The following is a 25,259-nucleotide window of genomic DNA, read 5'->3' on the forward strand; positions in this document are numbered from 1 at the left end:
AAAATACATTTTTTAATTTGATTAATCAATTTTTTAGGTTCATCTAAATTATTTTATACCTTTGTCAAAAATTTGATTGATGAAGAGTCTGATAAAGATATTTTTAAGCCTGGCAGTTTCAGCAGCAGGAGCACAAAGTGTGAAAGTTTCGGGTCTGGTAAACGAGGATGGAAAACCAGTGCCGTTCGCGAGCATTTATGTTTCGGGGACTTCAAATGGCACCAGCGCCGATATGAACGGGAATTTTTCCATCAACCTGGAGCCGGAAAAAGTTGAACTTACCATTCAGGCTATAGGATTCAAAACCAAAAAGATTAGTATAGATGCGAAGGATTATTCAGATAAAAAACTGAACATAAACCTCGAAGAAGATGCCCTTGGCCTCGACCAGGTTGTAGTTAGTGCCACCAGGAATAGGATCAATTTAAAAGAAGCCCCGGTGATCGTTAATGTGCTGAACTCAAAACTGTTCAATGCAACCCAGTCGGTCTCGGTCGCCGAAACTCTAAATTTTCAGCCCGGTGTGCGCGTTGAGACCAATTGCCAGAACTGCGGTTTTACCCAGGTTCGGTTAAACGGCCTAGACGGAAGCTATACCCAGGTACTTATCAACAGCCGCGCAGTATTTAGCGCCTTAAACAGTGTTTACGGACTTGAACAAATCCCAACCTCCATCCTGGATCGGGTTGAAGTTGTGAGAAGTGGCGGATCTGCCCTTTTCGGCTCTAATGCAATTGCCGGAACTGTAAATATCATTACCAAAGAGCCTGTCCTGAATACCTGGAACGTTTCCGGAAATATGGCATTGATAGATGGTGAGATCCCTGACAGAACCATTAATGTAACCGGATCAGTAGTAACTGAGGATCTTAACAGCGGCGTTACCATCTACGGAATGAACCGAGATCGGGCAGCATACGATGCGAACGGTGATGGCTTCACCGAAATAACCGAACTTACCAACAATACCCTGGGAGCGAAGGCATTTATGAAACCGAATGAAACCAGTAAGATCACTCTTGACCTAACTGCACTTAAAGAATATAGAAGAGGAGGTGACAGACTGGAGCTTGCCCCTCATTTGACAGATATTACCGAAGAACTGGACCACAATACTATAATTGGGGGACTTACTTATGATCTTTCAAACAGGGAAATGACCAATAATTTCTCGTTCTATGCCTCAGGACAGCATACCGATCGGAAAAGCTATTATGGTGGACTTGGTGGTGGAAGAACCGCCCAGGATAGTATTGCCGCTTCAAATGCCTATGGAAACACGAAAGATATAGCTTTCCTATCCGGCTTCCAGTTCACAAGGAATTTTGATAATAATGATGTGCTTACCACTGGGGTCGAATACAACCTCAGCAATACAGAAGATGCCATAGCAGGTTATGGCAGGTTTATAGATCAGGAAGTGAATACCTATTCAGCGTTTGCCCAATATGAATGGAAGCCAGTGGAAACATTCACCGCGCTTTTAGGAACCAGGCTGGATCATGTTAATGTACTTGGAGATTATAGCGTTGAAAATGTTCAGAGAAAATCTGAAATAGACCAGACAGTATTGAGTCCCAGGTTGACTTTGTTATACAATATAACCGAAGAATTACAATTCAGGGGAGGTTATGCCAGAGGTTTCAGGGCTCCACAGGCATTCAACGAAGACCTTCATATTTCGTCGGTTGGAGGCGAACCTCAGTTCGTGATCCTTTCAGAAGACCTGGAAACTGAATATTCCAACGCCTATACGGCTTCCTTCAATTATTCCAAAAGCATAAACAAGCTTCAAACAGATTTTTTACTCGAGGGCTTTTATACAGAGCTTAAAAATCCGTTCACCACGGTGAGTACGGGTGCCAGTTTGCCAAACGGTTCTATTCTAAAAGAGGTGAGAAACGGTAGTGGAGCCTATGTAACAGGTACCAATTTCGAAATAGGAGTTTCCCCTTCTTCCGCTTTGACCTTTCAATTGGGAGGAACCTATCAAAGATCGATCTATAAAGAAGAACAGGTACTCTATGAAGCATCTAACGAAGCAGAGGAAGATGTGATCATTTCTGAATTTGTACGAAATCCTGATTTTTATGGATACTTCAATATCAACACCTCCCCGTTCAAAGGTTTTTCTGCAGATTTTACAGGTACTTACACCGGTGAGATGACCATTCCAAAAGTGGTGAATGCAAATGGATTCCTGGATTTAAAAGAATCTCCCTCCTTTGTAGACGTGAACTTAAAACTGACACAGCATATCGATATAACCGAAGACTTTCATATAAACCTTAGTACGGGAGTCCAGAATGTGTTCAATGCATATCAGGATGATTTTGATTCCGGCCCTACACGGGATTCAGATTATATCTATGGACCATCACGGCCCCGTACATTTTTTTTCGGGATCAAATTTGGAAACCTTCATGATTAGACCTTAAGCTATGAGAATAATACTTATCACATTCATGATCTTTTGCATTCAGGCGGTCTCCGCACAAAAATCGGAGATCGAATGGATAGGCTTTGAGCAACTGGATGACTCCCTCAAAGTGAAGAGCAAACCTGTACTGGTATATTTTTATACAGACTGGTGTGTCTATTGCAAAAAAATGGAGAGGCATGCATTCAAAAATCCGGAAATAGTTTCAGCTATCAATAATGAGTACTATGCAGTAAAAATGAATGCTGAAAGCATGGCTCCCATTGAATTTGAGGGTCAGACCTACATCAATGAACAGGCGAAGACAAAAAGGAATGGAGTACATCAGATTCCATTGATCCTTGCAAGCCGGGAAGATAATAAGGTCTCATTCCCAACCCTGCTAGTGCTGGATAGAAATTTCAGAATTCGAAAAAGGAGTTTTGAGTATATGACCTCAGAAAGAATGAAAGAATTAATTAAGAGCTAGATGAAAATGAGCTTTTAGATTAAGCGTTTTTTATAACTAGTTTTAGTTGGAAGGCCTTCTGTGAGAACGGGAGGCTTTATTTTATAAACCGCGCTCTTTTTTGATTTGGTCGTAAGCTTCCTGAACCTTTCTAAATTTCTCTTCAGCTCCCTTTCTGTAAGCTTCGTCCATATGACCCAGTTTATCGGGATGGTATTTCTTGGCCATTTTTCTAAAGGCTTTCTTCACCTCATCATCACTCGCTGTCTTATCTATTTCGAGGATAGTATAGGCTGAATCTGTATCTTTAAAGAACATCGCCTTAATACTCTCAAAATCCCGGTGCCCGATCTGGAGATATCCTGCAATATCCCTTATCACATCAGCTTCCGCATCGCTCACACGACCATCGGCCTGAGCAATTCCAAACAGGAAATGAATTATCTGCAGCCTGGTGGGGTATCTTGTCCTCGCGGCAAGATAACGAGCTATATTGGATGCCGAAACCTGACGGCTCTTAACTACCTCATTAAAGGTTCTGAAGGTAGCATTGGCCCTGTCCTTACCGTAAGCCTGCACAAAATAGGAGCGAACATAGTCCAGCTCCTTTTGAGAGACATGTCCGTCGGCTTTGATCACAATCGAACATAGCGAAAGTAAGTTAAGCTCAAAATCTCCGGGGGAGACAGTTTGTTTTTTCTCTCCGAAAAGGGAGTTGAATATTCCGCCTGAAGAACGAATATAATTGTCCAGTAACGATCCTATAATAAATCCAAGAATAGCTCCGGGAAACCTGAAGTACATATATCCCAGAATTGCAGCCAGCCATTTAATCATCGGCAATTTTCTTTAGCCGCTAAGATAACATTTTCAATATTTAAATGGCAATCTCCCCGCTCATATCCCATTTTTTAAGCCGATAAATCAAACCTATTTACACATAGTAATTAGAAATTCGATATATGCCCACCTAAACATAATTTGGTATCTTTGTCATTCATAAACGTTTAATACCAAAATAAAAAGATATATGTATCCAGCAGAATTGGTAAAACCAATGAGAGAAGATCTTACAAGCATTGGTTTTGAAGAATTACATACTGTAGAAGATGTTGAAAAGGCGATGGAAGCTAAGGGAACTACTTTAGTAGTGGTGAATTCGGTTTGCGGTTGTGCGGCAGCAAATGCACGCCCGGGAGCCAGAATTTCTCTTCAGAATGCTAAAAAACCAGATAATCTATTCACCGTATTTGCGGGAGTAGATAAAGAAGCTACAGATAAAGCAAGAGGTTATATGGTACCTTTCCCTCCATCTTCTCCTTCTATGGCATTGTTTAAAGATGGAGAGCTAGTTCATATGCTTGAGCGTCACCATATTGAAGGTCGTCCTGCAGACATGATCGCAGAGAACCTGATTGGCGCTTACAACGAATTTTGCTAATCTTAAAATAGATAGCCCTAAAAAGCCACGCTGCTAGCGTGGCTTTTTTATGCTTAAAATTTGAAATAGCTAAATTTGTAGTTTTAAAAGCCAAAATGAAGAGATTTTTTTCCTACCCATTATCGGTCGTATTTTATATTTTCTTTTTCCTTACCCTGCTTATTTTTCATCCAATCCAGTGGCTAAGTCTTAAACTGGGAGGATATGAAGCACATAAAAGAAGTGTGGATCTTTTCAATTTTTTCCTTTTAAGGTGTCTCAATATTTTAGGGACCACTTTTACCATCGAAAACGAATATGAACTGCCGGTAGACAAGACCTGTATTTTTGTGGCTAATCACCAGGGGATGTACGACATCCCTCCTATCATTTGGTATTTCAGGGAACATCATCCAAAATTCGTGAGTAAGAAGGAATTGGGGAAAGGCATCCCGAGTATTTCATTCAACTTAAGGCATGGAGGTTCTGTGCTAATAGACCGAAAGAACAGAAGGGAATCGCTTCTCAAGATGAGTGAGTTTGGGGACTATCTCTCAAAAACAAAACGCTCTGCTGTAATATTTCCGGAAGGAACCAGGAGCAGAACGGGAAAACCAAAGGAATTCAGGACCAATGGAATGATGATACTTTTTAAAAAATTACCCGAAGCCGTTGTGGTTCCCATCACCATCAACAATTCATGGAAGCTTTTCAAACATGGCAATTTTCCTATAGATCTTGGGGTGCATGTACATCTTAAGACACACAAACCCATTGCTGTGAATTCAGAGGATGCAACGGCCCTTGCAGCTGAAGTGGAAAGAACAATAATTGCTGATATACGTTAAAGAATTTTTATGCCTGTAAGTTCAGTGGTAGAGAACACTATTCAATTTGTAAAAGAGACTCTGAGGAATGCTGAAGGGGGTCATGACTGGTTTCATATTCAACGAGTATTGAACAATTCCAGGCTTATCGCTAAAGATGAAAAATGCAATATGCTAATTGTTGAACTTGGCGCATTGCTTCATGATATCGCCGATTCAAAGTTTCATAACGGAGATGAAAGTGTTGGCCCCGAAAGGGCTGAAAAATTTCTGAAATCCCAGAATGTTTCAGAGGAAGTCATAGATCACGTAATTCAGATAATCAAGAATATTTCATTTAAAGGCGGTAATGTAGATAGAAAATTCTCTTCTATAGAACTGGATATAGTTCAGGATGCCGACAGGCTGGATGCTCTTGGAGCAATTGGCATTGCCCGCACCTTCAATTATGGCGGATTTAAAGGCAGAGCCCTTTACGATCCTGAAATAGAACCCAATCTGAATATGACTAAAGAGGAATATAAGGCCTCCACCGCCCCTACCATCAATCACTTCTATGAGAAGCTGTTATTGTTAAAAGACCGGATGAATACCAAAGCAGGAAGAAGGATAGCCGCAGACCGCCACGCCTTTATGATCGCATATCTTAATCAGTTTTATGCTGAATGGAATGGGGAAGCCTAAAAAAGCTTCATTTGTCCATCCTTGAATTCCTGGTGTAATTTACAGTTAAGCTTAGGTCTTTCACTGTCTTTTAAATACAGGTTCCTTGCAATTTTGAATTGCTGGGCAACCTGAGCTGCAAATTCACCTTCCCCTTTCATTCTTGTCCCAAATCGACTATCATTTAAGCTTCCCCCGTGTACACTTTCAATCTGGCGCAATACTTTATCTGCCCTGTCTGGCATGGCCTTTCTAATCCAGTCTGAAAATATCTGGCCTATTGCCCCGTTAAGGCGAACAATAGTATAGCCAACGCCAAGAGCTCCTCGTTCAGCAATCTCCTTTACAAGGGGCATTATTTCATGGCTGTTGATGGAAGGAATAATAGGAGCCATCATTACACTAACTGGTATGTTCGCCGAAGAAAGTTTTTCGATGGTCTCCAGGCGCTTTTTGATGCTTGCAGTCCTTGGCTCGAGTATCCTTCTGGTTTCTTCCTGAAGCGAAGTCACCGAAAGATTCACATGAACCAGGTTATCTGCTGCAAGCTCCTTCAAAATATCTATATCACGCTGCACCAGCGCGTTCTTGGTAATCATCCCCACAGGATGCCTGTATTTCAAAAATGTCTGAAGTAGCTTTCTGGTGATCTGAAGTTTTTTCTCTATTGGCTGGTAACAATCGGTATTACCGGAAAGGACAATAGGAGTTGCCTTCCAGCTTTTACTTTTCAGTTTTTTCTCAAGCAGTTCCACGGCATTTCTTTTCACAAGGATCTTCTGCTCAAAATCAAGCCCGGCACTGTACCCCCAGTACTCATGGGAGTTTCTCGCATAACAATAAACGCAGCCGTGTTCGCAACCCTGGTATGGATTAAGGGAATATTCAAGACCAACATCCGGGCTCGTCACTTTATTGACAATGGTTTTAGGAAAGGTTTCAATTATAGTGGTACGTGATTCATTAGCTTCCTCCCCCTCGGCAGCACAGAAATTAAGAAAGTCATCCCTAATCTCATGACTATGCTCATTAAACCTGTTATCCACATTAAGTTGAGCTCCCCGACCTTTAATATATTCTGAAGATGACATGTGACAAAAATATGGATTTTTTCCATTTTAAAGGATTTATTCCATCTAAAAATAACCAAAAAGACCGCAAAAATTGCGGTCTATATTCTCAATTATTTTCCTGGAAAATCTGCCTTCCTTTTATTAAGAAATGCCGAGGTTCCTTCCTTGAAATCCTCTGTTCCAAAAGATCTTCCAAATTCCTGAATTTCGGTCTCGAAACCATTCACCCCAGCTTCATAATTAGCATTTATGGCCCTAATTGCAGCACCTATTGCAACCATAGAATTCTTCATGATCTTATTCGCAATACTTTCAGCAAACTCTAATAACTCATCTGGTTCTACAACATGATTTACAAGATTGTATTGTAATGCCTGGTTGGCGTCTATCATTCCAGCAGTCATGATCATTTCCATGGCTCTTCCTTTACCTACTAGTTGCGGTAACCTTTGAGTTCCTCCGTATCCCGGGATAACACCAAGGGAAACTTCCGGAAGTCCCATCTTTGCATTATCACTGGCTATTCTGAAGTGAGCTGCCATGGCCAGCTCGAGTCCACCTCCAAGCGCAAAACCATTCACAGCTGCGATAACCGGCTTCGGAAAATTAGCTACATAGCTGAACAATTTCTCCTGCCCGTCGGCCGCCAGACGCTTTCCTTCCTTTGGAGAAAAATCGGCGAACTCACTAATATCAGCTCCAGCAACAAACGCCTTTTCACCACTTCCAGTAAGAATTACCACCTTAACCTCATCATTAGATCTGGCTTCCTTGAAAGCATTATGAAGCTCCTGTATTGTCTCTCTGTTAAGAGCGTTCAATTTTTTGGGCCTGTTAACCGTAATGGTTAAAATATTGTCTTCAATCTCTTCTAGAATATTTTTATAACTCATAAAGTTTATTTTGGAAATCTAACATTAAAGATAGTGCCTTTATTTTGTTTTGAAACAAAACTAATGGATCCGCCGTAGGTCTCTACTATATTTTTAACCATTGCCAGACCCAATCCCATTCCACTGGATTTTGTGGTGAATTTAGGCTCAAAGACCTTGTCTTTATTCTCATCTGAAATACCCGAACCATTATCGGAAACCGAAACTCGCACCGTATCTTCTTCCTCCTCAACCATCACCAGTATATGGGGATCTTCCACATCTTTAAGTGCCTGGATTGCATTTTTTACCAGGTTGGTCACTACCCTGATCAACTGGGTTCTGTCAAATTTTGCAAGGATCTCTTCTTTTTCACATTTGAATTCAATGTATCGCTCGTTAAATATATCCAGTGCCAGTTTTACAATTTTAGGCACATTAAGCGTCTCGTTCTGCTGCGCGGGCATTTTTGCAAAATTTGAAAATGCCGAAGCAATCGAACTCATCGTATCTATCTGGCTGATCAGGGTATTGCTGTATTCATTAACCTTGTGCTCTATTTCAGGATCATCCTTATCGAAATTGCGCTGAAAGCTCTGAACGCTTAGCCGCATCGGGGTCAGCGGATTCTTGATCTCGTGAGCCACCTGTTTGGCCATCTCCCTCCATGCCTGCTCACGTTCACCGGTAGCGAGTTTTACGGCACTTTCCTCAAGTTCATCTATCATACTGTTATAAGCCGAAACCAGTGCATATATCTCTTCTGTAGCATTGGAAAGTTCTATCTTTTGATTCCTCTTATCCAGCCGTGTTTGATTAATCTTTTCTGAAATGATTTTGAGTGACTTGGTAATGTATTTTGACAGGAAGAAAGAAAGTATGATGGCTATAACAAGCATGAACAGGTAAACCTCAGCCATTCGCACCAGGAAGTTATTCAGATCCCTGTTAAGCAGGCTATCGTCCTGAAGATAAGGGAGATACAAGATAGCCAGTGGTTTAAATTTATTATCGGTAATATAAGAATACGCCGACTGATATTTCTGTCCGTTTACTTCAGTTTTCTTCAAGTAACTCTTATCGGGAGATGCTTCGAGTTTCCTTAGAATGCTTTTATCAAGTTTAGTTCTTGTAGTGTCTCTAAAGAAAGACTGATCAGATTTTATTATAAGATTCCCCTCAAGATCGTAGATATGAATCTGCATTTCATGAACCTCGGCCATCTCGTCTATCTTATCCCTTCCGCTAAAAATAGGGTCAAGATTTTCTGTAGAAACCACATAGGTGGTCTGGGTAAGGACGTACTTGATATTTTCAAGGATCGCCCGCTGCTTTCTCTCAAGTCTTTCTTCATGATAATTTTCAGCTTCCTGCTTATACTGGTAGACTGTAACTCCAAAAATGAGTATCGAGGCGCCCAGCACCAATAATATCATGGAGATGAAAATACGGGTTCTTAAAGATAATTTAAGCAGTTTCATATAAGCATACTTGCCTCAATTGTTACAATTATCGCACCATTTCAGGCATCCGGATTCTTTGCCCTTATTCTTTTATAAAGCCTTATTCCCAGCATCAGAATTACCGAAAGCAAAAAAATCCCTATCACTCCATAAATCCAGTTGATGGCATCCCTAACTATTACCAGGAAGATGACCGCAAACAGTATTAGCGTGGAGCCCTCATTCCATATGCGCATTTGATTAGAGGTCCATTTCACAACATCTTTCTGAAGCTCTTTGAAAATGAAATGGCACTTGATATGGTAGGCATAAAGCAGCACCACGAAGGCCAGTTTTACATGCATCCAGGGTTGCTGAAGCCATTCCGGGATCATAAAAAGCAGAATAAAGGCGAAGATACTCGCCAGGATCGCCGAAGGCCAGGTAATGATGAACCATAGTCTCTTGGCCATCAGTTTTAACTGGTTCCCTATAATGCTCTTCTCAGGCTCATCCTTCTGAAATGCTTCTATCTGATATACGAACAGCCTCGGGATGTAAAAGAGCCCTGCAAACCACGTGATCACGAAGATAAGGTGCAGGGCTTTTATATAATTATAGTATTCCATTATTCTTCTTCGGCTTCAACGAAAAGATAGTTAAGATCCAATTCATTGAACTGCTGATTGAAATCTTTTACTTCATCGGAAAGCAACTTATCAAATTTATCCAGCTCGGTATTTATTTTTGCCGTGAGTTCCTCTTTAACCTGAATATCCTGCTTTGTTGGAGGGAAATCATCCATACCTACAAGGCTGTTCAAATGAGCCAGCTTATTGGTGAGTTTAATCGGGAAATTCAGCGGATCCTGACCGCTTCTGTTCTTCGTTTGATAAAGCGCATTCTCAATTTCTGAAAGCTCTTCTCTTAAGCTCTCTGCTTTTTCCAAAAGTGGCTTTACCTTTTCATTCCCCTTATACTGCTTTTGAAAATCCTTTAACTGCGCTTCGATATTACGCATTTTTTTAATGGATTTATGAGCCTTGTCTACCGTCTTATTCACATCGCTGATAAAATCGTACTGTCTTTGCATCCCTGCGATATCAGCTTCAGCATTTTTATCGGGCATAATTTTAAAACTTTCGGTCAGCACCTCGTCTTCAACTTCAAGTACAACCTTATAATCACCCGGCACCACCTGTGGAGCTTCGGTACTTGCCCACCAGAGTATCATTCCGTCAAGCCTTTCAGCTCCTTCCCCGCGCATATCCCAGTTATGCATATTAGAACCCTTTTCTACCTCAAGTTTGTTTTTTTCATCTTCGGTGCTAAAACTCTGAATGGTATCGTTAGCGGAATCCAGATAACTTATTTTGATCTTTTTATCTTCAGGTTTTTCCACATAAAAATATGTAATTACGCCTGTAGGATGATTGGTCCCGGCCGTGAGCGACTCCCTGGAACGACCATCCATCCTGTAAGCATCTTTTGGCTTGAAAAGGATATTTGCCGAATCATCATCAACTTCTGAAAGCTGGTGAATAAGACTTAGATCATCCAGTATCCAAAGACTCCTTCCCTGGGTGGCGACAATAAGATTATTTTCTTTGATCGCCAAATCCGTTATTGGAACGATTGGAAGATTTAACTGAAAAGGCTTCCAGTTGGCGCCATCATTAAAGGAAATATACATTCCGGTTTCTGTTCCTGCATAGAGAAGCCCCTCCTGTTTTGGATCCTCTCTAAGTACACGGGTAAAATGTTCAGGCTTGATACCATTGGTGATCTTTTTCCATGATTTACCATAATCCTCAGTCTTATATAGATACGGAGCGAAATCTCCAAGTTTATAACGTGTCCCTGCAACATACACCGTAGCTTCATCAAAAGCAGAAGGCTCTATACTGTTGATCATCATCCACTCAGGCATTCCCTTTGGAGTAACATTTTCCCAGCTTTCTCCACCATTCTTTGAAACGTGAATTAAACCATCATCACTACCAGTCCAAAGTATTCCCGGTGTTACCGGAGATTCAGCCGCGGCGAAAATGGTACTGTAATATTCTACCGAAGTATTATCCTGGGTAATAGGCCCTCCAGATGATTTTTGTTTTGATTTATCATTCCTGGTAAGATCAGGGCTTATCTCTTTCCAGCTTTCGCCTTCATTGGTAGTAACATGTAAATGGTTTGAAGCTGTGTAAAGCTTATCAGGATCATGAGGTGAAAAGAAAATAGGAAAGTTCCACTGGAATCTGTATTTAAGGGCTTCGGCTCCATGGCCCATAGGATTATCCGGCCAAACGCTAACACTTCTTACCGTACCTGTCTCATGGTTGTAACGGGTTAAAAATCCATCGTAACTTCCGCCATAAACAATATCAGGATTTTCAGGATCTACTGCAATATGCGCACTTTCGCCACCTGCAGTGGGTTCCCAGTCGGCTTCATCAATATTACCTCCTTCAGTACGATGCCTTATCCTTACCGTAGAGTTATCCTGCTGTGCAGCATATATTCTGTATGGAAAATCATTATCGGTAGTCACCCTATAAAACTGAGCAGTTGGCTGGTTATGATAGGTACTCCAGGTTTCTCCACCATCGTAGGTTACCTGGGCACCTCCATCGTCTCCCATGATCATTCTTTGCGGGTTTTCGGGAGCAATCCACAGATCGTGGTGATCACCGTGTGGGGCATTGTGATCACTAAAGGTTTTACCCCCATCTGTACTTTTATGATAATTCACATTTAGCACGTAGACGATATCCTCATCCTTGGAATCGGCATAGATCCTTGTATAGTACCAGGCTCTCTGGCGCAACTTCCTGTCGTCATTCACATGGTCCCAGGATTCTCCTCCATCATCACTTCTATAAACTCCTCCTTTTTCCTTATTCTCAACGATCGCCCAGACTCTTTCACTATTTACTGGCGAAACGGTAACACCTATGATCCCAAGAGTGTCGGTTGGAAAACCTTTATTTTTAGAGATCTCTTTCCAGGATTCACCACTATCTGTACTCTTCCACAATGCTGAGCCTTCTCCTCCACTGCTTAAACTATATGGGGTACGTTGTACATTCCATGTTGAAGCATACAATATTCTCGGGTTATTTGGATCCATAACCAGGTCTAAGGCACCAGCCTGAGAATTGGAAAACAAAACTTTTTTCCAGTTCTTTCCTCCATCTGTTGACTTATAAACTCCACGTTCTTCGGTAGGTTTATAAATATTACCCAGTACTGCGGCATAAACCGTATTATAGTCATCGGGATGAGTCACAAGCCTGGGAACGTGCCGGCTATTTTCAAGCCCGGCCTTTTGCCAGGTTTTTCCGGCATCTACGGTTTTCCAAACCCCATATCCGGAAGAAACATTCCCTCTAACTGTTTTTTCACCACCTCCAACATACATTACATTATGATCACTTTTGGCTACCTCTATGGCTCCTATGGAACCTCCGAAATATCCATCTGAAATATTTTCCCAGGTTCTTCCTCCATTCTTGGTTTGCCATACCCCTCCTCCCGCTGCTCCAAAATAGAAGAGATTAGGTTTTCTGGGAACACCTGTTACAGCTGCACTCCTTCCTCCACGGAAAGGACCTATGAGTCGGTATTCAAGGGCTTCATAAAGTTTTTTGCCTGAATCCTGTGCGTAAATTTCATTTTGAAATAAGCCTGAAGCTATAAGACCTATGCAAATAGCAAATTGAAGTAGATATCTATTCATTAGAAATGATTTGTTTGAGAGATTTTAAAGATAAGGATTTAAGTGAATTATCAGAAAGCCTTATTTCAGGGTCTTAACGATCTCCCTGTTCAGGAAGTAAGCCGTTATAATTGTGGAAATTATATCGGCCAGCGGGAATGATATCCACACCCCCCACTCTCCATAATAAAGCGGCAGAATAAGGATCATAGGTATAAATATAAAGCCCTGCCTGGATAAAGTAAGTAAAAAAGCTGGTACGGCCTTGCCTATTGCCTGGAAATAGGCCGCTCCAATAAGCTGTATAGTGACAATAGGGATTGCCGCAAATACCCACCTCATCGCTGAAGGTGTTTTTTCTATAATTTCAGCTTCACCGGTAAAAACCTTTACTATTGTTGGAGCGAAAAACATGATCCCTGCAAAGATCACAAGTCCCATCAAACAAGCATAAAGAATAGCCGTATTAATACTTTTTCTAACTCGCTGATATTTCTGTGCTCCGTAATTATAACCTGCAATTGGCAGGAATCCCTGGGTTATTCCAAGCACCGGAAAAAGAGCAAACATGAGCATTCGGGCAATAATAGCATAAACCGTGACGGAATCTTCTCCACCAAGATCGAACAAAATGTTATTCATCAAAAGATAGGTGATACTTACTACTGCCTGCCTCGCTAAAGTTACCAATCCAAGAGCCGACATTTCCTTCAGAATAGGAATATCCAGCCGAAAATGAGAAAAACCGATCTTCAGTTCAGAGTTCTTTGAAAGAAAGAACCAGGTAATATATCCGAGACATAAAAGATATGACGAGGTGGTAGCGATAGCAGCTCCCTCCATCCCCATATTAAGCCTGTTTATTAAAATATAATCCAAAATAAGGTTACCTACTGAAGGTATTATCATCGCGATCATGGCGAAACGAGGTTTACCTTCTGCCCTTATTACACTATTCCCCATCATGGCCAGTGCCAAAAAAGGAACCCCGCATAAGACGATTATATAATAAATTTTGGCCGGGTCAAAAATGTCTCCCTTTCCTCCAAAAGCGGGTATCAGATCGTTTACGAATATCAATCCTGGAATCACTAGGCCAATGGAAAGCAGGAGCGTAAGCGTGATTTGGTTCCCGAAGGTCTTTAAAGCTTTTTTGGTATTATCGGCTCCCAGGGCACGGGAAATAATTGAAGATCCGCCTATACCTATTGCCATTCCCAGGGCAGCAATAAAGAAAGAGACGGGAAGCACAACATTAATTGCTGCAATGGCAATGGCACCGATCCAGTTTCCGACAAAAATCGTATCTACCAGGACATTAAGGGACATCACCAATATCCCAATGGATGCCGGTACGGCTTGCTGAACCAGTAGCTTAGCTATTGGTTTTTCTCCCAGTTCAGCTGACCTGAGGCCGGGCATTAGGCTTCAACAGGCTTTTGATGAGCCCATTCATCAATCCACCTTGACAGGACCTTAACCCATTCATCCCTGTCGTTTAAGCAGGGCACTACTTTGAATTCCTTTCCTCCTACCTCGTGGAAAATCTCTTCTCCTTCCATAGCGATCTCTTCAAGGGTTTCCAGGCAGTCTGAAACAAAAGCCGGAGTAACTATAGCCAACTTCTTCATTCCCTGATTTCCAAATCTCTCTATGGTACGGTCTGTATAAGGTTTCAGCCATGGATCAAATCCAAGTCTTGACTGAAATGAAACGCTATAAGTATTGGGTTTCAAACCAAGATATTCAGCAGTTAATCTGGTGGTCTCAAAACATTGATGGCGGTAGCAGAATTGATGCGCTGTAGAAGCATTCTGGCAACAGGAACCATCTATCTTGCAATGAGAATTGGTCACATCACTTTTACGGATATGTCTTTCAGGCACTCCGTGATAAGAAAAAAGGAGGTGCTCATATTCAACATCCTTCAGACTTTCAGCTATGCTGTTTCCAAGGGTCCTTATATAATCAGGATGATTATAAAATGCAGGGACCGTTGTAAAGCTCATGTTCGGGAAATGCTTTTGGCGAAGTTCTTCAGCAAGTACAAGAATGGTTTCGGTAGTGGCCATTGCAAATTGAGGATAGAGAGGAAAAAGCAACACTTCATCCACACCCTTATCGTGTAACTCCTGTAACCCCTCTTTGATACCGGGATTCCCATATCTCATAGCGAGTGAAATAGGCACAGCGGTATGTTCGTCGATCTTTGACTGAAGTCTTTCTGAAAGTACGATTAAAGGAGAACCTTCATCCCACCAGATCTTCTTATATGCCTCTGCAGATTTTTTTGGTCTTGTATTGAGAATGATACCTTTCACCAGCAAGGTTCGAGCCCAGTATGGAACATCTATCACCCGCTCATCCATCAGGAATTCACCCAGATATCTTTTTACATCCTTAGGATCGGTACTATCTGGAGAACCCAGATTTACCAGCAGCACGCCTTTACTCATAAATTTTTCTTTTGCGCTTCAAAATTAATATTCTCAACAAATTTGCACATGCAATTCTTATCGGAGTTTTCTATAGTTTAATAAAAGTACGCCTACCTAGTCAGAAAGCGCAAATCTTATGCATCGTCTTAAATGTTCCAGAAAATCAGGATCGGAATAAGATTCAACAGTATGGCCTCCTCCTGTATAAACAGACCTGCCTCCACCGGTATAGTTCTGAAACCAGGCTATGGGATGATTATCTCCATTTTCGCCTCCTTCATAGGTCTTTTCGTCAAGAGACATTAACACTTTAAGATCGGGCCGTATGTCTTTATAATTGTACCATTCGTCTTCCCTCTTCCATTGTTCAGGCAAATGATCTACCGTCATATGGTCGGGCATCATCACATTTACCACAGCGGTCTGAACTTTGGGATGCCCCTTAAAATAGGCTCCCACAAGCTTACCATACCAGGCCCAGTCATATTCGGTATCGGCCGCGGCATGTATCCCGAAGAAATTTCCTCCATTATCCATGTAGCCCTGGAATGCAACCTCTTCATCGGTATTCAGGATATCCCCGGTTGTATTTAGAAAAATGACCAGGTCAATATCGTCAAGATCATTTTCAGTAAAGAACCTGCTGTCCCTGCTAACGATGGTGTTGAAGTCATTCTCGTTACCGAGTCGCTGTATAGCCTGTATCCCGGCCTCAATGGATTTATGCCTGTATCCTTCGGTCTCATGAAATATGAGCACCTTATTTTGAGCATAGAAAGTATTACAGATAATCAAAAAGGCAATTGCTATAATAAATCTCATGTAGTGGATATTAGTTTACTGAAAGTGTATATTTCTTTGGTGTGGTACCGAATTTTTTCTTGAAGCCCGCAATAAAATGACTGGCCGTACTGTAACCTACTCTAAGGCCTACCTCATTTACATTGTATTCGCCAGACTCCAGCAACTTCCTTGCATATTCCATCTTATAATCGAACAAAAAACTATATACGGAATCTCCGTATATCTGCTTAAATCCATCCTTGAGTTTTTTGAGGCTCAAACCAATCTCATCTGAAAGTTCCTGCAAAGAAGGCGGCTCAGCCATCCTGGCAATCACAATATCCTTGGCACGCCTTATCTTTTTGATATTCTCTTCATCACTTAAAAAAGGACATTGCTCCAGGTCGGGATTTTCAGCTTTATTGAAATAAAGGCTTAAAAGCTCGTAGGCCTTAGATCGAAAATACAGATTTTTAATACTAGGCGTGAGGTTGAAATTCATGATCTGGTTAAGCACAACCGCCATCGATGGTGACACCGGCGCATCCTTGTAATACTTCTTGTCCTTGTTGTCCTCGCTTAAAAAGGTGATATAATCTGCTTCCTGTGAAAAAAGAGAATGGAATTTTTTGATAGAAATCACAAGGGAAATAAGCCATGATTCGCCTTCAAGGGAAACGTTCAATGGAAGGTCCTGCTGCGGATTATATAGGAGCAGAGAATTCTCTTCGTGCAGAGGCAATTCATAAGAAGCATTGTTGAAAAGAAATTTGCTAAAACCCTTCACATTAAAATGGAATTGGATAAAACTATTATCTATTTCTCTGGACATTAACTTAGTGTCCCTTGTATCATTCTGAAACTTCAGAATGTAAAAACCATCTTCAATTTTGATCTCTTCAGAGATACTTACAGCGTTATTTTTTAGAGGCTCTTCCATACAGTATAAATTTATTTTATTTAGAATCAGTCTAAACTAACAGCTTCAAACATACTATATTCCCTACAAAAATAGGCTATTTTCAGGTATTCAGTCCGTTTTTCATGATAATTATCATATATCGACATATTTAGTGCTTCCAGCGTTACTTTTTAAATTCCGGTTATGTTATTTTTGCTGCCGTATCATCTAAACAGGTACATGGAAGATTATAACATTTCTAGAGGAAAGCACTTTTACACAATTGGTTTAAGTTACAAAAAAGCCGATGCAGAGATTAGAGGTCATTTCAGCCTGGATGAAGAATCCAAGCAAAGGCTTCTTTTACAGGCAAAAGATGAAGGCATCGATGGCATACTTGTAACCTCAACCTGTAACCGTACAGAGATCTACGGATTCGCACAACATCCCTTTCAGCTGATCAAGTTGTTATGTGAGCATACCCACGGGACCGTTGAGGAATTCGAAAAGGTGGCCTATGTTTATAAGAACAAGCAGGCGATATCCCATATTTTCAGGGTTGGAACCGGGCTTGACAGTCAGATCCTTGGAGATTTTGAGATCATTAGTCAGCTGAAAGTTGCCTTTGTAAGATCTAAAAAATTAGGACTTGCAAACGCATTTCTGGAAAGACTGGTCAATGCCGTGATCCAGGCTAGTAAGAGGATCAAGAACGAAACAGAGATCTCTAGCGGAGCAACTTCGGTATCTTTTGCATCGGTACAATATATTCTCAACAACATCGAGAATGTTTCAGAAAAGAACATTCTGCTTTTCGGAACCGGAAAAATAGGAAGAAACACCTGTGAAAACCTGGTAAAGCATACAAGAAACAATCACATCACCCTGATAAACCGCACCAAGGATAAGGCCGAAAAGATCGCGGGTAAATTCAATCTTATCGTAAAAGATTATGCCGATCTCCAGGCAGAGATCAGAAATAGCGACATTCTTATTGTTGCTACCGGTGCACAGAACCCAACGATATCAAAGGAACTCATCTATCCAAAGAATGAACTTTTAGTACTGGACCTTTCCATTCCAAAGAATGTATCAGATGATGTCCAGGAACTGGATAATGTGAAACTTATACATCTGGACCATCTTTCACAGATGACCGATGAAACACTTGAAAGACGCAAACAATTTATACCCCAGGCCAAAGCCATTATCGATGAGGTTGAAAATGATTTCAACCAGTGGCTTGAAACCAGGAAATTTGCTCCTACCATTAAAGCTTTAAAGAAAAAGCTGAAAATGATGAAAGATGCCGAACTGGATTTTCAGCGTCGAAAAATTTCGGATTTCAACGATGAGCAGGCCGAAATAGTGAGCAACCGGATCATTCAGAAGATAATGAAGCATTTCGCCAATCATCTGAAAGAGGATTCTGAAACCACCGACGAAAGCCTGGAACTTATTCAAAAGGTCTTTCATCTAGAAGAGCTACACAAATGAGCAAAGTAATCAGAATTGGCACTCGAGACAGCGAATTAGCGCTATGGCAGGCCAAAACTGTTCAAAATGCCCTGGAAAAGACCGGACATAAGACCGAACTTGTTCCGGTAAAATCTACCGGCGATCTGAATCTTGACCAGCCGCTTTACGAAATGGGAATTACGGGGATCTTTACAAAAACCCTGGATGTAGCGATGATCAAAGGCGAAGTAGACATAGCCGTTCACTCGATGAAAGATGTTCCCACCGCCCTGCCAAAAGGGATTGTTGAAGGTGCCGTTATGAAGCGCGCCAGTAATAAAGACATTCTTATACATAAAGGAGTTGGTTTTCTGGAAACCGAAGAAGGAACTATAGCTACCGGAAGCCTTCGCCGAAAAGCACAATGGCTACATAAATATCCAAAACATAATGTGGTTGATCTTCGCGGTAATGTGAACACCCGTTTGCAAAAACTGGAAGACAGTGACTGGAACGGTGCTATTTTCGCGGCCGCAGGACTCGAACGAATTGAGATAAAACCCGAAAACTTCATAGATCTTAACTGGATGATCCCGGCACCAGCTCAGGGAGCAATGCTTATAGTGGCTATGGAAAATGATGAATACTGCCGTAAGGCACTTTCAGCTTTAAACCACAAAGAATCGGAGATCTGTGTGCATATTGAGCGTGAATTTCTACGAGTTCTGGAGGGAGGCTGTACAGCTCCAATCGGCGGACTTGCTAGAATCGTCAATGATTATGTTCACTTTCAGGGTGCGCTATTCAGCATAGATGGCCAGCAGAAGATAGAGGTTGAAAGATCTTTGCCCATAAACGAGGTTAAAAATATGGGAAGGGATTGCGCTCTTGAAATCCTTGAGAATGAAGGTAAGGAACTGATGAAAAAAATCAAATCGGTTCTAAATAATTGATCGATGCCTACCGTTCTATCCACTAAAAAGCTTGCTGCAAATCAGAAGGAATTATTATTGAATTCCGGAATCTCCCTGGTGGAATACGATGCTATTAAGATCACATATATAGATTTTGCAATCGAAGAAAAGCAGATCAAAAATGCGATATTCACCAGCAAAAATGCGGTAAAAGCTATTGAAGGAAAGGATCTGAAGATCGGGAATTGCTTTTGCGTGGGCGATAAAACTGCTGCGCTTCTTGAGCAAAATGGGTATTCTGTTATTGAAAAGACTCAGAATTCAGCAGAACTCGGTAAAGCGCTGGTTGAATATCATCATGAAAAACATTTCCATTTTTTTTGTGGAAATAAAAGAAGGGATGAATTGCCGGAAATACTGAAAGAGCATAAAGTGAATTTTTCTGAAATCCAGGTCTATGAAACCGCTCTTAACCCGAAAAAATTCGAATCTGATTTTGACGGCATTATGTTCTTTAGCCCAAGTGGGGTGAAGAGTTTTGTTCAGGAGAATAAGATAAAAAATACTGCGTTCTGTATTGGTTCGACGACGGCCGAGGAAGCAGCTAAATACACTGATAATATCCTGGTGGCATCAAAACCGGGAATTGAGAATGTGATCGCCAAAGTTGTGGCATATTTCAAAAAATAACACTATCATCAGCAAGGCTGAATAAAACACATGTAAATGATAAAAAACGATCTGTTACTAAAAGCATTAAAAGGAGAAAGCGTGGAGCGCCCACCGGTATGGATGATGAGACAGGCAGGAAGATATCTGCCGGATTTCATGAAACTGAAGGAGAAATACGATTTCTTCACCCGCTGCCGCACCCCTGAACTTGCCACCGAGATCACGGTGATGCCCATTAGGCAGATTGGTACAGATGCCGCTATTCTTTTCAGCGATATCCTGGTAGTGCCACAGGCAATGCAGGTTGAAATAGAAATGAAACCCGGCGTGGGCCCATGGGTACCTAACCCTATAAACACTCCTGAAAAAGTGGAAAGCGTTATAGTCCCTGATGTTAAGGAGGAACTGGATTACGTTTTTGAAGCTATAAAACTTACCAAACAGGAACTAAATGATGAGGTTCCGCTTATTGGTTTTGCAGGTTCTCCCTGGACGATTCTGTGCTACCTGGTACAGGGACAGGGTTCCAAGAATTTTGATAAAGCCAAGAGGTTCTGTTTCATGGAGCCCATTGCAGCACACAGATTGCTTCAGAAAATAACCGATACCACCATCGCGTATTTAAAGGAAAAGGTGAAGGCAGGTGTTGATGCCGTGCAACTTTTCGATTCGTGGGGCGGACTTCTGGAACCAAAAGATTACCAGGAATTCTCATGGCAATATATGCAGCAGATTATCAACGCTCTTAAAGACGAGATTCCTGTGATCGCCTATGGGAAAGGCTGCTGGTTTGCACTTAAAGAGATGTCTCAGAGCGGAGCATCTGCAGTGGGAGTAGACTGGACCTGTGATGCAAGGAATGCAAGATACCTTACCGGGGGACAGATCACCCTCCAGGGTAATTTTGATCCTGCCAGATTATATTCAAAGCCTGTTGAAATAAAGCATATGGTTCATGATATGATCAACGCCTTTGGAAAAGACAGGTACATAGCAAATCTTGGTCACGGCATTCTTCCGGATATTCCGGTAGATAATGCAAAAGCATTTGTAGACGCCGTTAAAGAATACAGATAATGCTTATAAGGTCGAAACTTTCAAGCATGAATTTTCGGCAACTATGGGTGCTGACAAAGGTCCTTATCAAAAAACCTCTATTCATCATCCCAACTTATAAAGCAACTAAAGAGACCATAATAATTTGCAACAGGAAGTTCGGGAAGGAACATCATAAAGACACCAGGGCCAATGCATTCAGACATGCGCTCTGGAATTTTTTGATTTGCCAGAAATGTTCTGAAGTATCAAAATCGGAAAACAGTGCAGCGACCTGGAGCGAGAAAGTGACCAACCTGCATGAATTGCTTTCCCCAAACAGGGAAATTGCCAGAAAAATGGACCTTCACAATAATTTTATTGGTCGTAACGTATATCTACAGAATCCGGATGTTGATATTATTCTAAAATTAGATCAAATGATACAGGAGGCAATAAAGATCAAATCAGCTGAAAATATCACGAATGCCGGCAATAAATTAGTGTTTCTAGAAGACTGAAATTTAAAAAATGAAAGAACGATTTTACAGATATATTGAGAATCTTCAGGATAAGATCACCTCGAAACTTGAGGAAATAGACGGAAAGGCCAAATTTCAGGAAGACATCTGGAAGCGTGAAGAAGGCGGTGGCGGCCGTACCAGGGTCATCGAAGACGGAAATGTTTTTGAAAAAGGAGGAGTGAACATCTCCGCTGTTTATGGTCCATTGGCCCCTGCAATGCAAAAATATTTCAATGTAGGCGATGTCGACTTTTTCGCCTGTGGACTCAGTCTCGTGATACATCCCAGGAATCCGATGGTTCCTACAGTTCATGCCAACTGGAGATATTTTGAGATGTATGATAAAACAGGAAAGGTGATCGACCAGTGGTTTGGTGGAGGCCAGGATCTTACACCATATTATCTTTTCGAGGAAGATGCTGAGCATTTTCACAAAGTGTGTAAGAAAGCCTGTGATCCTCATGGCTTTTCATTGTATAGCGACTACAAGAAGAAGTGTGATGAATACTTCTGGAATGCTCACAGGGACGAAGCGAGAGGGATTGGAGGTTTATTCTTTGACTACCTTAAAGAAGACAGCCACATGAAAATTGAGAACTGGTACGATTTTGTTACCGAAATTGGTGATTCCTTTCTTGAGGCCTATGTTCCAATAGTTAAAAAAAGAAAAGATCTGGATTATACCAGAGAGAACCGCAACTGGCAGGAAATAAGGAGAGGCCGCTATGTAGAATTTAACCTTGTTCACGATAAAGGCACACTTTTCGGATTGAAGACCAATGGAAGGATTGAAAGCATCCTGATGAGTCTGCCTCCTCATGTGCAATGGAGATACGATCATCATCCCGAGCCGGGAAGCGAAGAAGAGAAACTTTTAAAAGTACTTGAAAAACCTGTAGATTGGGTTTAAATTGAAAACTGATAACCGTTAATCGAACAATATGTATCCATTACGTCGTAATCGAAGACTTAGAAGTAGTGAATCTATTAGGTTCCTGGTAAGGGAAACTGTAATTTCTCCTAACGATTTTATAGTTCCTTTATTTATCGTAGAAGGAAAGAATGTAAAGGAAGAAATCGCTTCTATGCCGGGGTATTTCAGATATAGTCTTGATTTTATCGAAAAGGAAGTAAAGGAATTATGGGATTTAGGACTTAAGTCGGTACTACTATTCGTGAAGGTTCCGGAAGATCTGAAAGACAATGCTGGAAAAGAAGCCATAAATCCTGAAGGATTAATGCAGAGAGCTATCAAAACGGTGAAAAATGCTGTCCCCGAGATGCTTGTAATGACCGATGTGGCTCTTGATCCCTATTCTCAATACGGACATGATGGGATCATCGATGATGGGAAGATCCTGAACGATGACACTACCGCCGTGCTTTCTGAAATGGCACTTTCTCATGCGAAAGCCGGAGCCGATTTTGTGGCACCCAGCGATATGATGGATGGCCGTATCTTTGAGATTAGGAGCCTTCTGGAAGATGAAGGTTTCCACGATACCGGAATTCTAAGTTATAGCGCTAAATATGCTTCAGCATTTTATGGACCTTTTCGTGACGCTTTAGATTCGGCACCCGTAGAGGCTCAAAACATCCCCAGGGATAAGAAGACATATCAGATGGATCCTTCAAATCGGGAAGAAGCGATCAGAGAATCCATAATGGATATAGAGGAAGGAGCCGATATCGTTATGGTAAAACCAGGGCTATGTTATCTGGATATCGTACGTGACATCAAAAATGCAGTAAATGTTCCCGTGGCGGTGTACCAGGTAAGCGGAGAATATGCCATGATAAAAGCGGCGGCCGAAAAAGGTTGGCTGGAACATGATGCCGTGATGCTTGAACAACTTACCGCCATCAAACGTGCCGGGGCTGATATGATCGCCAGTTACTTTGCCAAAGAAGCGGTGAAGTTAATTTCTTAATAGGTCAAAAAGTATAATATAAGAAGGCTTTCCCGTTAGAAAGGCTTTTTTGTTTGGGCTTTTATAATTTCTTTTAAGAAAAATGCTTTCAGAATCTCTAAATTAGCCAGTCTAACAGTTAATTAAGCGTATGGGCTTATTATTGATTTTTGCTGCACTATCGATCTTCTTCTCTTTTATGTGTTCTATCCTGGAGGCAGCGCTACTAAGCATTACCCCTTCCTACATAAAGATCAAAAAGAAGGAAGGTAAACAGTATGCAAAGATTCTTGCACACCTGAAACAGGATATAGATAAGCCTTTGATCGCGATACTTACCATAAACACCATTGCCCATACCGTGGGAGCCATTCTTGTGGGGGTACAGGCCGAAAAAACCTATGGTGACGGCAGTAATGCAGTTGGGATAGTTTCGGCTATTATGACAGTGGCGATCCTGGTGCTTTCCGAGATAATTCCAAAGACCATAGGCGCTACCTACTGGCAAAGATTGGGTAATTTTACAGCAAGGTCTCTTACAATTATGATCTTTCCGTTAAAATATACCGGTGTATTATGGCTAATGATGTTAACTACGAAACTAATAGGTAAATCGGCACATGTTAGCAGTATGAGCCGGGAGGAATTCGCGGCCATTACCGACGCTGCTGAAGAGGAAGGAGTTTTCGAAGAGAGCGAAACCACGGTGATCAAAAATTTACTTGTTTTCAAGTCGGTAGAAGCTAAGGACGTAATGACCCCGTTTTCGGTAGCCATCACTGAAGACGAAAGAATGTCGCTGCAAGATTTTCATAATAGTCATAGAAACCTGAAATTCTCCCGTATCCCTATTTACCGGGACAAATCCAACCATATTACCGGATTTATCCTGAAAGATGATGTACTGGAGCAAATGATCGATGAAAAAGGGAAACAACCCTTGAGCAGTATCAAAAGGGAAATACTAGTCACTAAAGACAATACCCCGATTCCGGAACTTTTTGAAATTTTTGTACAAAAGCGAGCGCATATTTCAATGATAGTCGATGAATTCGGGAACGTGACGGGAATCGTCACTATGGAAGATATCATTGAAACTCTTCTGGGACTCGAAATAATGGATGAGAGCGACAGTGTGGAAGATATGCAGATGCTTGCCCGTAAGAACTGGGAACGTCGCGCAAAACGCCTTGGATTGATCCAGAGAAAACAAGACCAGGAAACTGAAGATCAGGAAGAAGAAACCAATGAAAACAGCCAGAATTAACACTCCGCTGGGAATTGCAGAATTAGGAGGAGATTCAGACGGACTCTTTCATGTAAAAATACTCGATTCGGAAGAAGCTGTATCAAAGGAAATTCCTCCCGAACTTAAACCGGCAGCCGATCAGCTGGCATCTTATTTCAAAGGAGAATTAAAGGATTTCGACCTAAAACTGAATCCGCAGGGTACCGATTTTCAGAAAAAGGTATGGAACAAATTACTCGAGATCCCATATGGAACAACTACTTCCTACCTGGAATTATCCAGAGCCCTTGGGGATGAAAAAGCCATAAGAGCCGTAGCCTCGGCAAATGGAAAAAATCCTTTATGGATCATAGTGCCCTGCCATCGGGTGATTGGCAGCAACGGATCCCTTACCGGGTACGCCGGAGGCCTTCATCGCAAAAAATGGCTTCTGGACCTGGAAAATCCGCCCAGCCAGCAAAGTCTATTCTAAAAT

The 25,259-nt window shown here is 41.5% G+C and carries 24 protein-coding genes; 14 read left to right on the forward strand and 10 right to left on the reverse strand.

Features of this window, described 5'->3' with window-relative positions:
- The first annotated feature begins 79 nt into the window (after positions 1–79).
- Together NE848_RS09205 and NE848_RS09210 are read left to right on the forward strand one after the other, a co-directional pair.
- On the forward strand, positions 80–2,431 hold the full coding sequence (locus NE848_RS09205; protein WP_252112736.1) for a TonB-dependent receptor: 2,352 nt from the start codon (positions 80–82) through the stop codon (positions 2,429–2,431).
- Positions 2,432–2,441: 10 nt separating this feature from the next.
- Positions 2,442–2,909, forward strand: coding sequence for a thioredoxin family protein (locus tag NE848_RS09210; RefSeq protein ID WP_252112738.1), 468 nt, complete (start codon positions 2,442–2,444; stop codon positions 2,907–2,909).
- A gap of 81 nt (positions 2,910–2,990) precedes the next feature.
- Here the strand turns inward: NE848_RS09210 and NE848_RS09215 are convergent, their stop codons facing one another.
- Positions 2,991–3,725, reverse strand: coding sequence for a tellurite resistance TerB family protein (locus NE848_RS09215; protein ID WP_252112740.1), 735 nt, complete (start codon positions 3,723–3,725; stop codon positions 2,991–2,993).
- 193 nt (positions 3,726–3,918) lie between these two features.
- Here NE848_RS09215 and NE848_RS09220 point away from each other — a divergent pair, with 193 nt between their 5' ends.
- The 3 genes from NE848_RS09220 (at position 3,919) to NE848_RS09230 (ending at position 5,819) form a co-directional block, all read left to right on the forward strand.
- A complete protein-coding gene (locus tag NE848_RS09220) occupies positions 3,919–4,329 on the forward strand; it encodes a BrxA/BrxB family bacilliredoxin (protein WP_252112742.1) in 411 nt (136 codons plus the stop codon).
- Between the two features lie 95 nt (positions 4,330–4,424).
- On the forward strand, positions 4,425–5,156 hold the full coding sequence (locus NE848_RS09225) for a lysophospholipid acyltransferase family protein (protein ID WP_252112744.1): 732 nt from the start codon (positions 4,425–4,427) through the stop codon (positions 5,154–5,156).
- Positions 5,157–5,165: 9 nt separating this feature from the next.
- Positions 5,166–5,819 (forward strand): HD domain-containing protein, encoded by a 654-nt coding sequence (locus NE848_RS09230; RefSeq protein WP_252112746.1) that lies wholly within the window; start codon positions 5,166–5,168, stop codon positions 5,817–5,819.
- Here the strand turns inward: NE848_RS09230 and NE848_RS09235 are convergent.
- The 9 genes from NE848_RS09235 to NE848_RS09275 form a co-directional block, all read right to left on the reverse strand.
- Positions 5,816–6,889 carry a PA0069 family radical SAM protein gene (locus NE848_RS09235; protein WP_252112748.1) on the reverse strand — a complete coding sequence of 358 codons (1,074 nt, stop codon included), beginning with the start codon at positions 6,887–6,889 and terminating at the stop codon, positions 5,816–5,818. The two genes, NE848_RS09230 and NE848_RS09235, sit on opposite strands and share 4 nt — an antisense overlap.
- Before the next feature lie 92 nt (positions 6,890–6,981).
- Positions 6,982–7,764, reverse strand: coding sequence for an enoyl-CoA hydratase/isomerase family protein (locus NE848_RS09240; protein ID WP_252112750.1), 783 nt, complete (start codon positions 7,762–7,764; stop codon positions 6,982–6,984).
- Between the two features lie 5 nt (positions 7,765–7,769).
- Positions 7,770–9,224 (reverse strand): sensor histidine kinase, encoded by a 1,455-nt coding sequence (locus tag NE848_RS09245; RefSeq protein WP_252112752.1) that lies wholly within the window; start codon positions 9,222–9,224, stop codon positions 7,770–7,772.
- A gap of 41 nt (positions 9,225–9,265) precedes the next feature.
- Entirely contained in the window at positions 9,266–9,814 is a 549-nt protein-coding gene (locus NE848_RS09250; RefSeq protein WP_252112754.1) for a CopD family protein, read from the reverse strand.
- A complete protein-coding gene (locus NE848_RS09255) occupies positions 9,814–12,921 on the reverse strand; it encodes a VPS10 domain-containing protein (protein WP_252112756.1) in 3,108 nt (1,035 codons plus the stop codon). Before NE848_RS09255 ends, NE848_RS09250 begins: the two co-directional genes overlap by 1 nt.
- A gap of 60 nt (positions 12,922–12,981) precedes the next feature.
- The gene (locus NE848_RS09260; RefSeq protein ID WP_252112758.1) at positions 12,982–14,322 is read right to left on the reverse strand and encodes an MATE family efflux transporter; all 1,341 of its coding nucleotides are present in this window, start codon (positions 14,320–14,322) and stop codon (positions 12,982–12,984) included.
- Positions 14,322–15,356 (reverse strand): ferrochelatase, encoded by a 1,035-nt coding sequence (gene hemH / locus NE848_RS09265; RefSeq protein WP_252112760.1) that lies wholly within the window; start codon positions 15,354–15,356, stop codon positions 14,322–14,324. The genes NE848_RS09260 and hemH overlap by 1 nt, the downstream gene beginning before the upstream one ends.
- Positions 15,357–15,452: 96 nt before the next feature.
- Entirely contained in the window at positions 15,453–16,160 is a 708-nt protein-coding gene (locus tag NE848_RS09270; RefSeq protein WP_252112762.1) for a ThuA domain-containing protein, read from the reverse strand.
- A gap of 10 nt (positions 16,161–16,170) precedes the next feature.
- Positions 16,171–17,061 (reverse strand): AraC family transcriptional regulator, encoded by an 891-nt coding sequence (locus tag NE848_RS09275; protein ID WP_252112764.1) that lies wholly within the window; start codon positions 17,059–17,061, stop codon positions 16,171–16,173.
- Between the two features lie 201 nt (positions 17,062–17,262).
- Between NE848_RS09275 and hemA the strand changes: the two genes are divergently transcribed.
- From hemA to NE848_RS09320, 9 genes are all read left to right on the forward strand, one after another.
- On the forward strand, positions 17,263–18,519 hold the full coding sequence (gene hemA, locus NE848_RS09280) for a glutamyl-tRNA reductase (RefSeq protein ID WP_252112766.1): 1,257 nt from the start codon (positions 17,263–17,265) through the stop codon (positions 18,517–18,519).
- Entirely contained in the window at positions 18,516–19,433 is a 918-nt protein-coding gene (gene hemC / locus NE848_RS09285) for a hydroxymethylbilane synthase (protein ID WP_252112768.1), read from the forward strand. The genes hemA and hemC overlap by 4 nt, the downstream gene beginning before the upstream one ends.
- A gap of 3 nt (positions 19,434–19,436) precedes the next feature.
- Positions 19,437–20,084 carry a uroporphyrinogen-III synthase gene (locus tag NE848_RS09290; RefSeq protein ID WP_252112770.1) on the forward strand — a complete coding sequence of 216 codons (648 nt, stop codon included), beginning with the start codon at positions 19,437–19,439 and terminating at the stop codon, positions 20,082–20,084.
- Between the two features lie 36 nt (positions 20,085–20,120).
- Complete coding sequence (gene hemE, locus NE848_RS09295; RefSeq protein WP_252112772.1) at positions 20,121–21,143, forward strand: uroporphyrinogen decarboxylase; 1,023 nt, start codon at positions 20,121–20,123, stop codon at positions 21,141–21,143.
- Positions 21,144–21,169: 26 nt separating this feature from the next.
- Complete coding sequence (locus NE848_RS09300) at positions 21,170–21,622, forward strand: DUF6973 domain-containing protein (protein WP_252112774.1); 453 nt, start codon at positions 21,170–21,172, stop codon at positions 21,620–21,622.
- Between the two features lie 10 nt (positions 21,623–21,632).
- The gene (gene hemF / locus NE848_RS09305) at positions 21,633–22,535 is read left to right on the forward strand and encodes an oxygen-dependent coproporphyrinogen oxidase (protein ID WP_252112776.1); all 903 of its coding nucleotides are present in this window, start codon (positions 21,633–21,635) and stop codon (positions 22,533–22,535) included.
- Positions 22,536–22,566: 31 nt separating this feature from the next.
- On the forward strand, positions 22,567–23,556 hold the full coding sequence (hemB, locus tag NE848_RS09310; protein WP_252112778.1) for a porphobilinogen synthase: 990 nt from the start codon (positions 22,567–22,569) through the stop codon (positions 23,554–23,556).
- Positions 23,557–23,686: 130 nt separating this feature from the next.
- A complete protein-coding gene (locus tag NE848_RS09315; protein ID WP_252112780.1) occupies positions 23,687–24,802 on the forward strand; it encodes a CNNM domain-containing protein in 1,116 nt (371 codons plus the stop codon).
- On the forward strand, positions 24,783–25,256 hold the full coding sequence (locus NE848_RS09320; protein WP_252112782.1) for a methylated-DNA--[protein]-cysteine S-methyltransferase: 474 nt from the start codon (positions 24,783–24,785) through the stop codon (positions 25,254–25,256). The genes NE848_RS09315 and NE848_RS09320 overlap by 20 nt, the downstream gene beginning before the upstream one ends.
- Positions 25,257–25,259 lie beyond the last annotated feature (3 nt).

Source organism: Gramella jeungdoensis, from assembly GCF_023805255.1.
GTDB classification, from domain to species: domain Bacteria; phylum Bacteroidota; class Bacteroidia; order Flavobacteriales; family Flavobacteriaceae; genus Christiangramia; species Christiangramia jeungdoensis.

What these genes read in the sequence shown, in the direction of transcription:
- NE848_RS09205 (WP_252112736.1), top strand. Translation starts at nt 80, where the DNA reads ATGAAGAGTCTGATAAAGATATTTTTAAGCCTGGCAGTTTCAGCAGCA.
- NE848_RS09210 (WP_252112738.1), top strand. Translation starts at nt 2,442, where the DNA reads ATGAGAATAATACTTATCACATTCATGATCTTTTGCATTCAGGCGGTC.
- NE848_RS09215 (WP_252112740.1), bottom strand. Translation starts at nt 3,725, where the DNA reads ATGATTAAATGGCTGGCTGCAATTCTGGGATATATGTACTTCAGGTTT.
- NE848_RS09220 (WP_252112742.1), top strand. Translation starts at nt 3,919, where the DNA reads ATGTATCCAGCAGAATTGGTAAAACCAATGAGAGAAGATCTTACAAGC.
- NE848_RS09225 (WP_252112744.1), top strand. Translation starts at nt 4,425, where the DNA reads ATGAAGAGATTTTTTTCCTACCCATTATCGGTCGTATTTTATATTTTC.
- NE848_RS09230 (WP_252112746.1), top strand. Translation starts at nt 5,166, where the DNA reads ATGCCTGTAAGTTCAGTGGTAGAGAACACTATTCAATTTGTAAAAGAG.
- NE848_RS09235 (WP_252112748.1), bottom strand. Translation starts at nt 6,889, where the DNA reads ATGTCATCTTCAGAATATATTAAAGGTCGGGGAGCTCAACTTAATGTG.
- NE848_RS09240 (WP_252112750.1), bottom strand. Translation starts at nt 7,764, where the DNA reads ATGAGTTATAAAAATATTCTAGAAGAGATTGAAGACAATATTTTAACC.
- NE848_RS09245 (WP_252112752.1), bottom strand. Translation starts at nt 9,224, where the DNA reads ATGAAACTGCTTAAATTATCTTTAAGAACCCGTATTTTCATCTCCATG.
- NE848_RS09250 (WP_252112754.1), bottom strand. Translation starts at nt 9,814, where the DNA reads ATGGAATACTATAATTATATAAAAGCCCTGCACCTTATCTTCGTGATC.
- NE848_RS09255 (WP_252112756.1), bottom strand. Translation starts at nt 12,921, where the DNA reads ATGAATAGATATCTACTTCAATTTGCTATTTGCATAGGTCTTATAGCT.
- NE848_RS09260 (WP_252112758.1), bottom strand. Translation starts at nt 14,322, where the DNA reads ATGCCCGGCCTCAGGTCAGCTGAACTGGGAGAAAAACCAATAGCTAAG.
- hemH (WP_252112760.1), bottom strand. Translation starts at nt 15,356, where the DNA reads ATGAGTAAAGGCGTGCTGCTGGTAAATCTGGGTTCTCCAGATAGTACC.
- NE848_RS09270 (WP_252112762.1), bottom strand. Translation starts at nt 16,160, where the DNA reads ATGAGATTTATTATAGCAATTGCCTTTTTGATTATCTGTAATACTTTC.
- NE848_RS09275 (WP_252112764.1), bottom strand. Translation starts at nt 17,061, where the DNA reads ATGGAAGAGCCTCTAAAAAATAACGCTGTAAGTATCTCTGAAGAGATC.
- hemA (WP_252112766.1), top strand. Translation starts at nt 17,263, where the DNA reads ATGGAAGATTATAACATTTCTAGAGGAAAGCACTTTTACACAATTGGT.
- hemC (WP_252112768.1), top strand. Translation starts at nt 18,516, where the DNA reads ATGAGCAAAGTAATCAGAATTGGCACTCGAGACAGCGAATTAGCGCTA.
- NE848_RS09290 (WP_252112770.1), top strand. Translation starts at nt 19,437, where the DNA reads ATGCCTACCGTTCTATCCACTAAAAAGCTTGCTGCAAATCAGAAGGAA.
- hemE (WP_252112772.1), top strand. Translation starts at nt 20,121, where the DNA reads ATGATAAAAAACGATCTGTTACTAAAAGCATTAAAAGGAGAAAGCGTG.
- NE848_RS09300 (WP_252112774.1), top strand. Translation starts at nt 21,170, where the DNA reads ATGAATTTTCGGCAACTATGGGTGCTGACAAAGGTCCTTATCAAAAAA.
- hemF (WP_252112776.1), top strand. Translation starts at nt 21,633, where the DNA reads ATGAAAGAACGATTTTACAGATATATTGAGAATCTTCAGGATAAGATC.
- hemB (WP_252112778.1), top strand. Translation starts at nt 22,567, where the DNA reads ATGTATCCATTACGTCGTAATCGAAGACTTAGAAGTAGTGAATCTATT.
- NE848_RS09315 (WP_252112780.1), top strand. Translation starts at nt 23,687, where the DNA reads ATGGGCTTATTATTGATTTTTGCTGCACTATCGATCTTCTTCTCTTTT.
- NE848_RS09320 (WP_252112782.1), top strand. Translation starts at nt 24,783, where the DNA reads ATGAAAACAGCCAGAATTAACACTCCGCTGGGAATTGCAGAATTAGGA.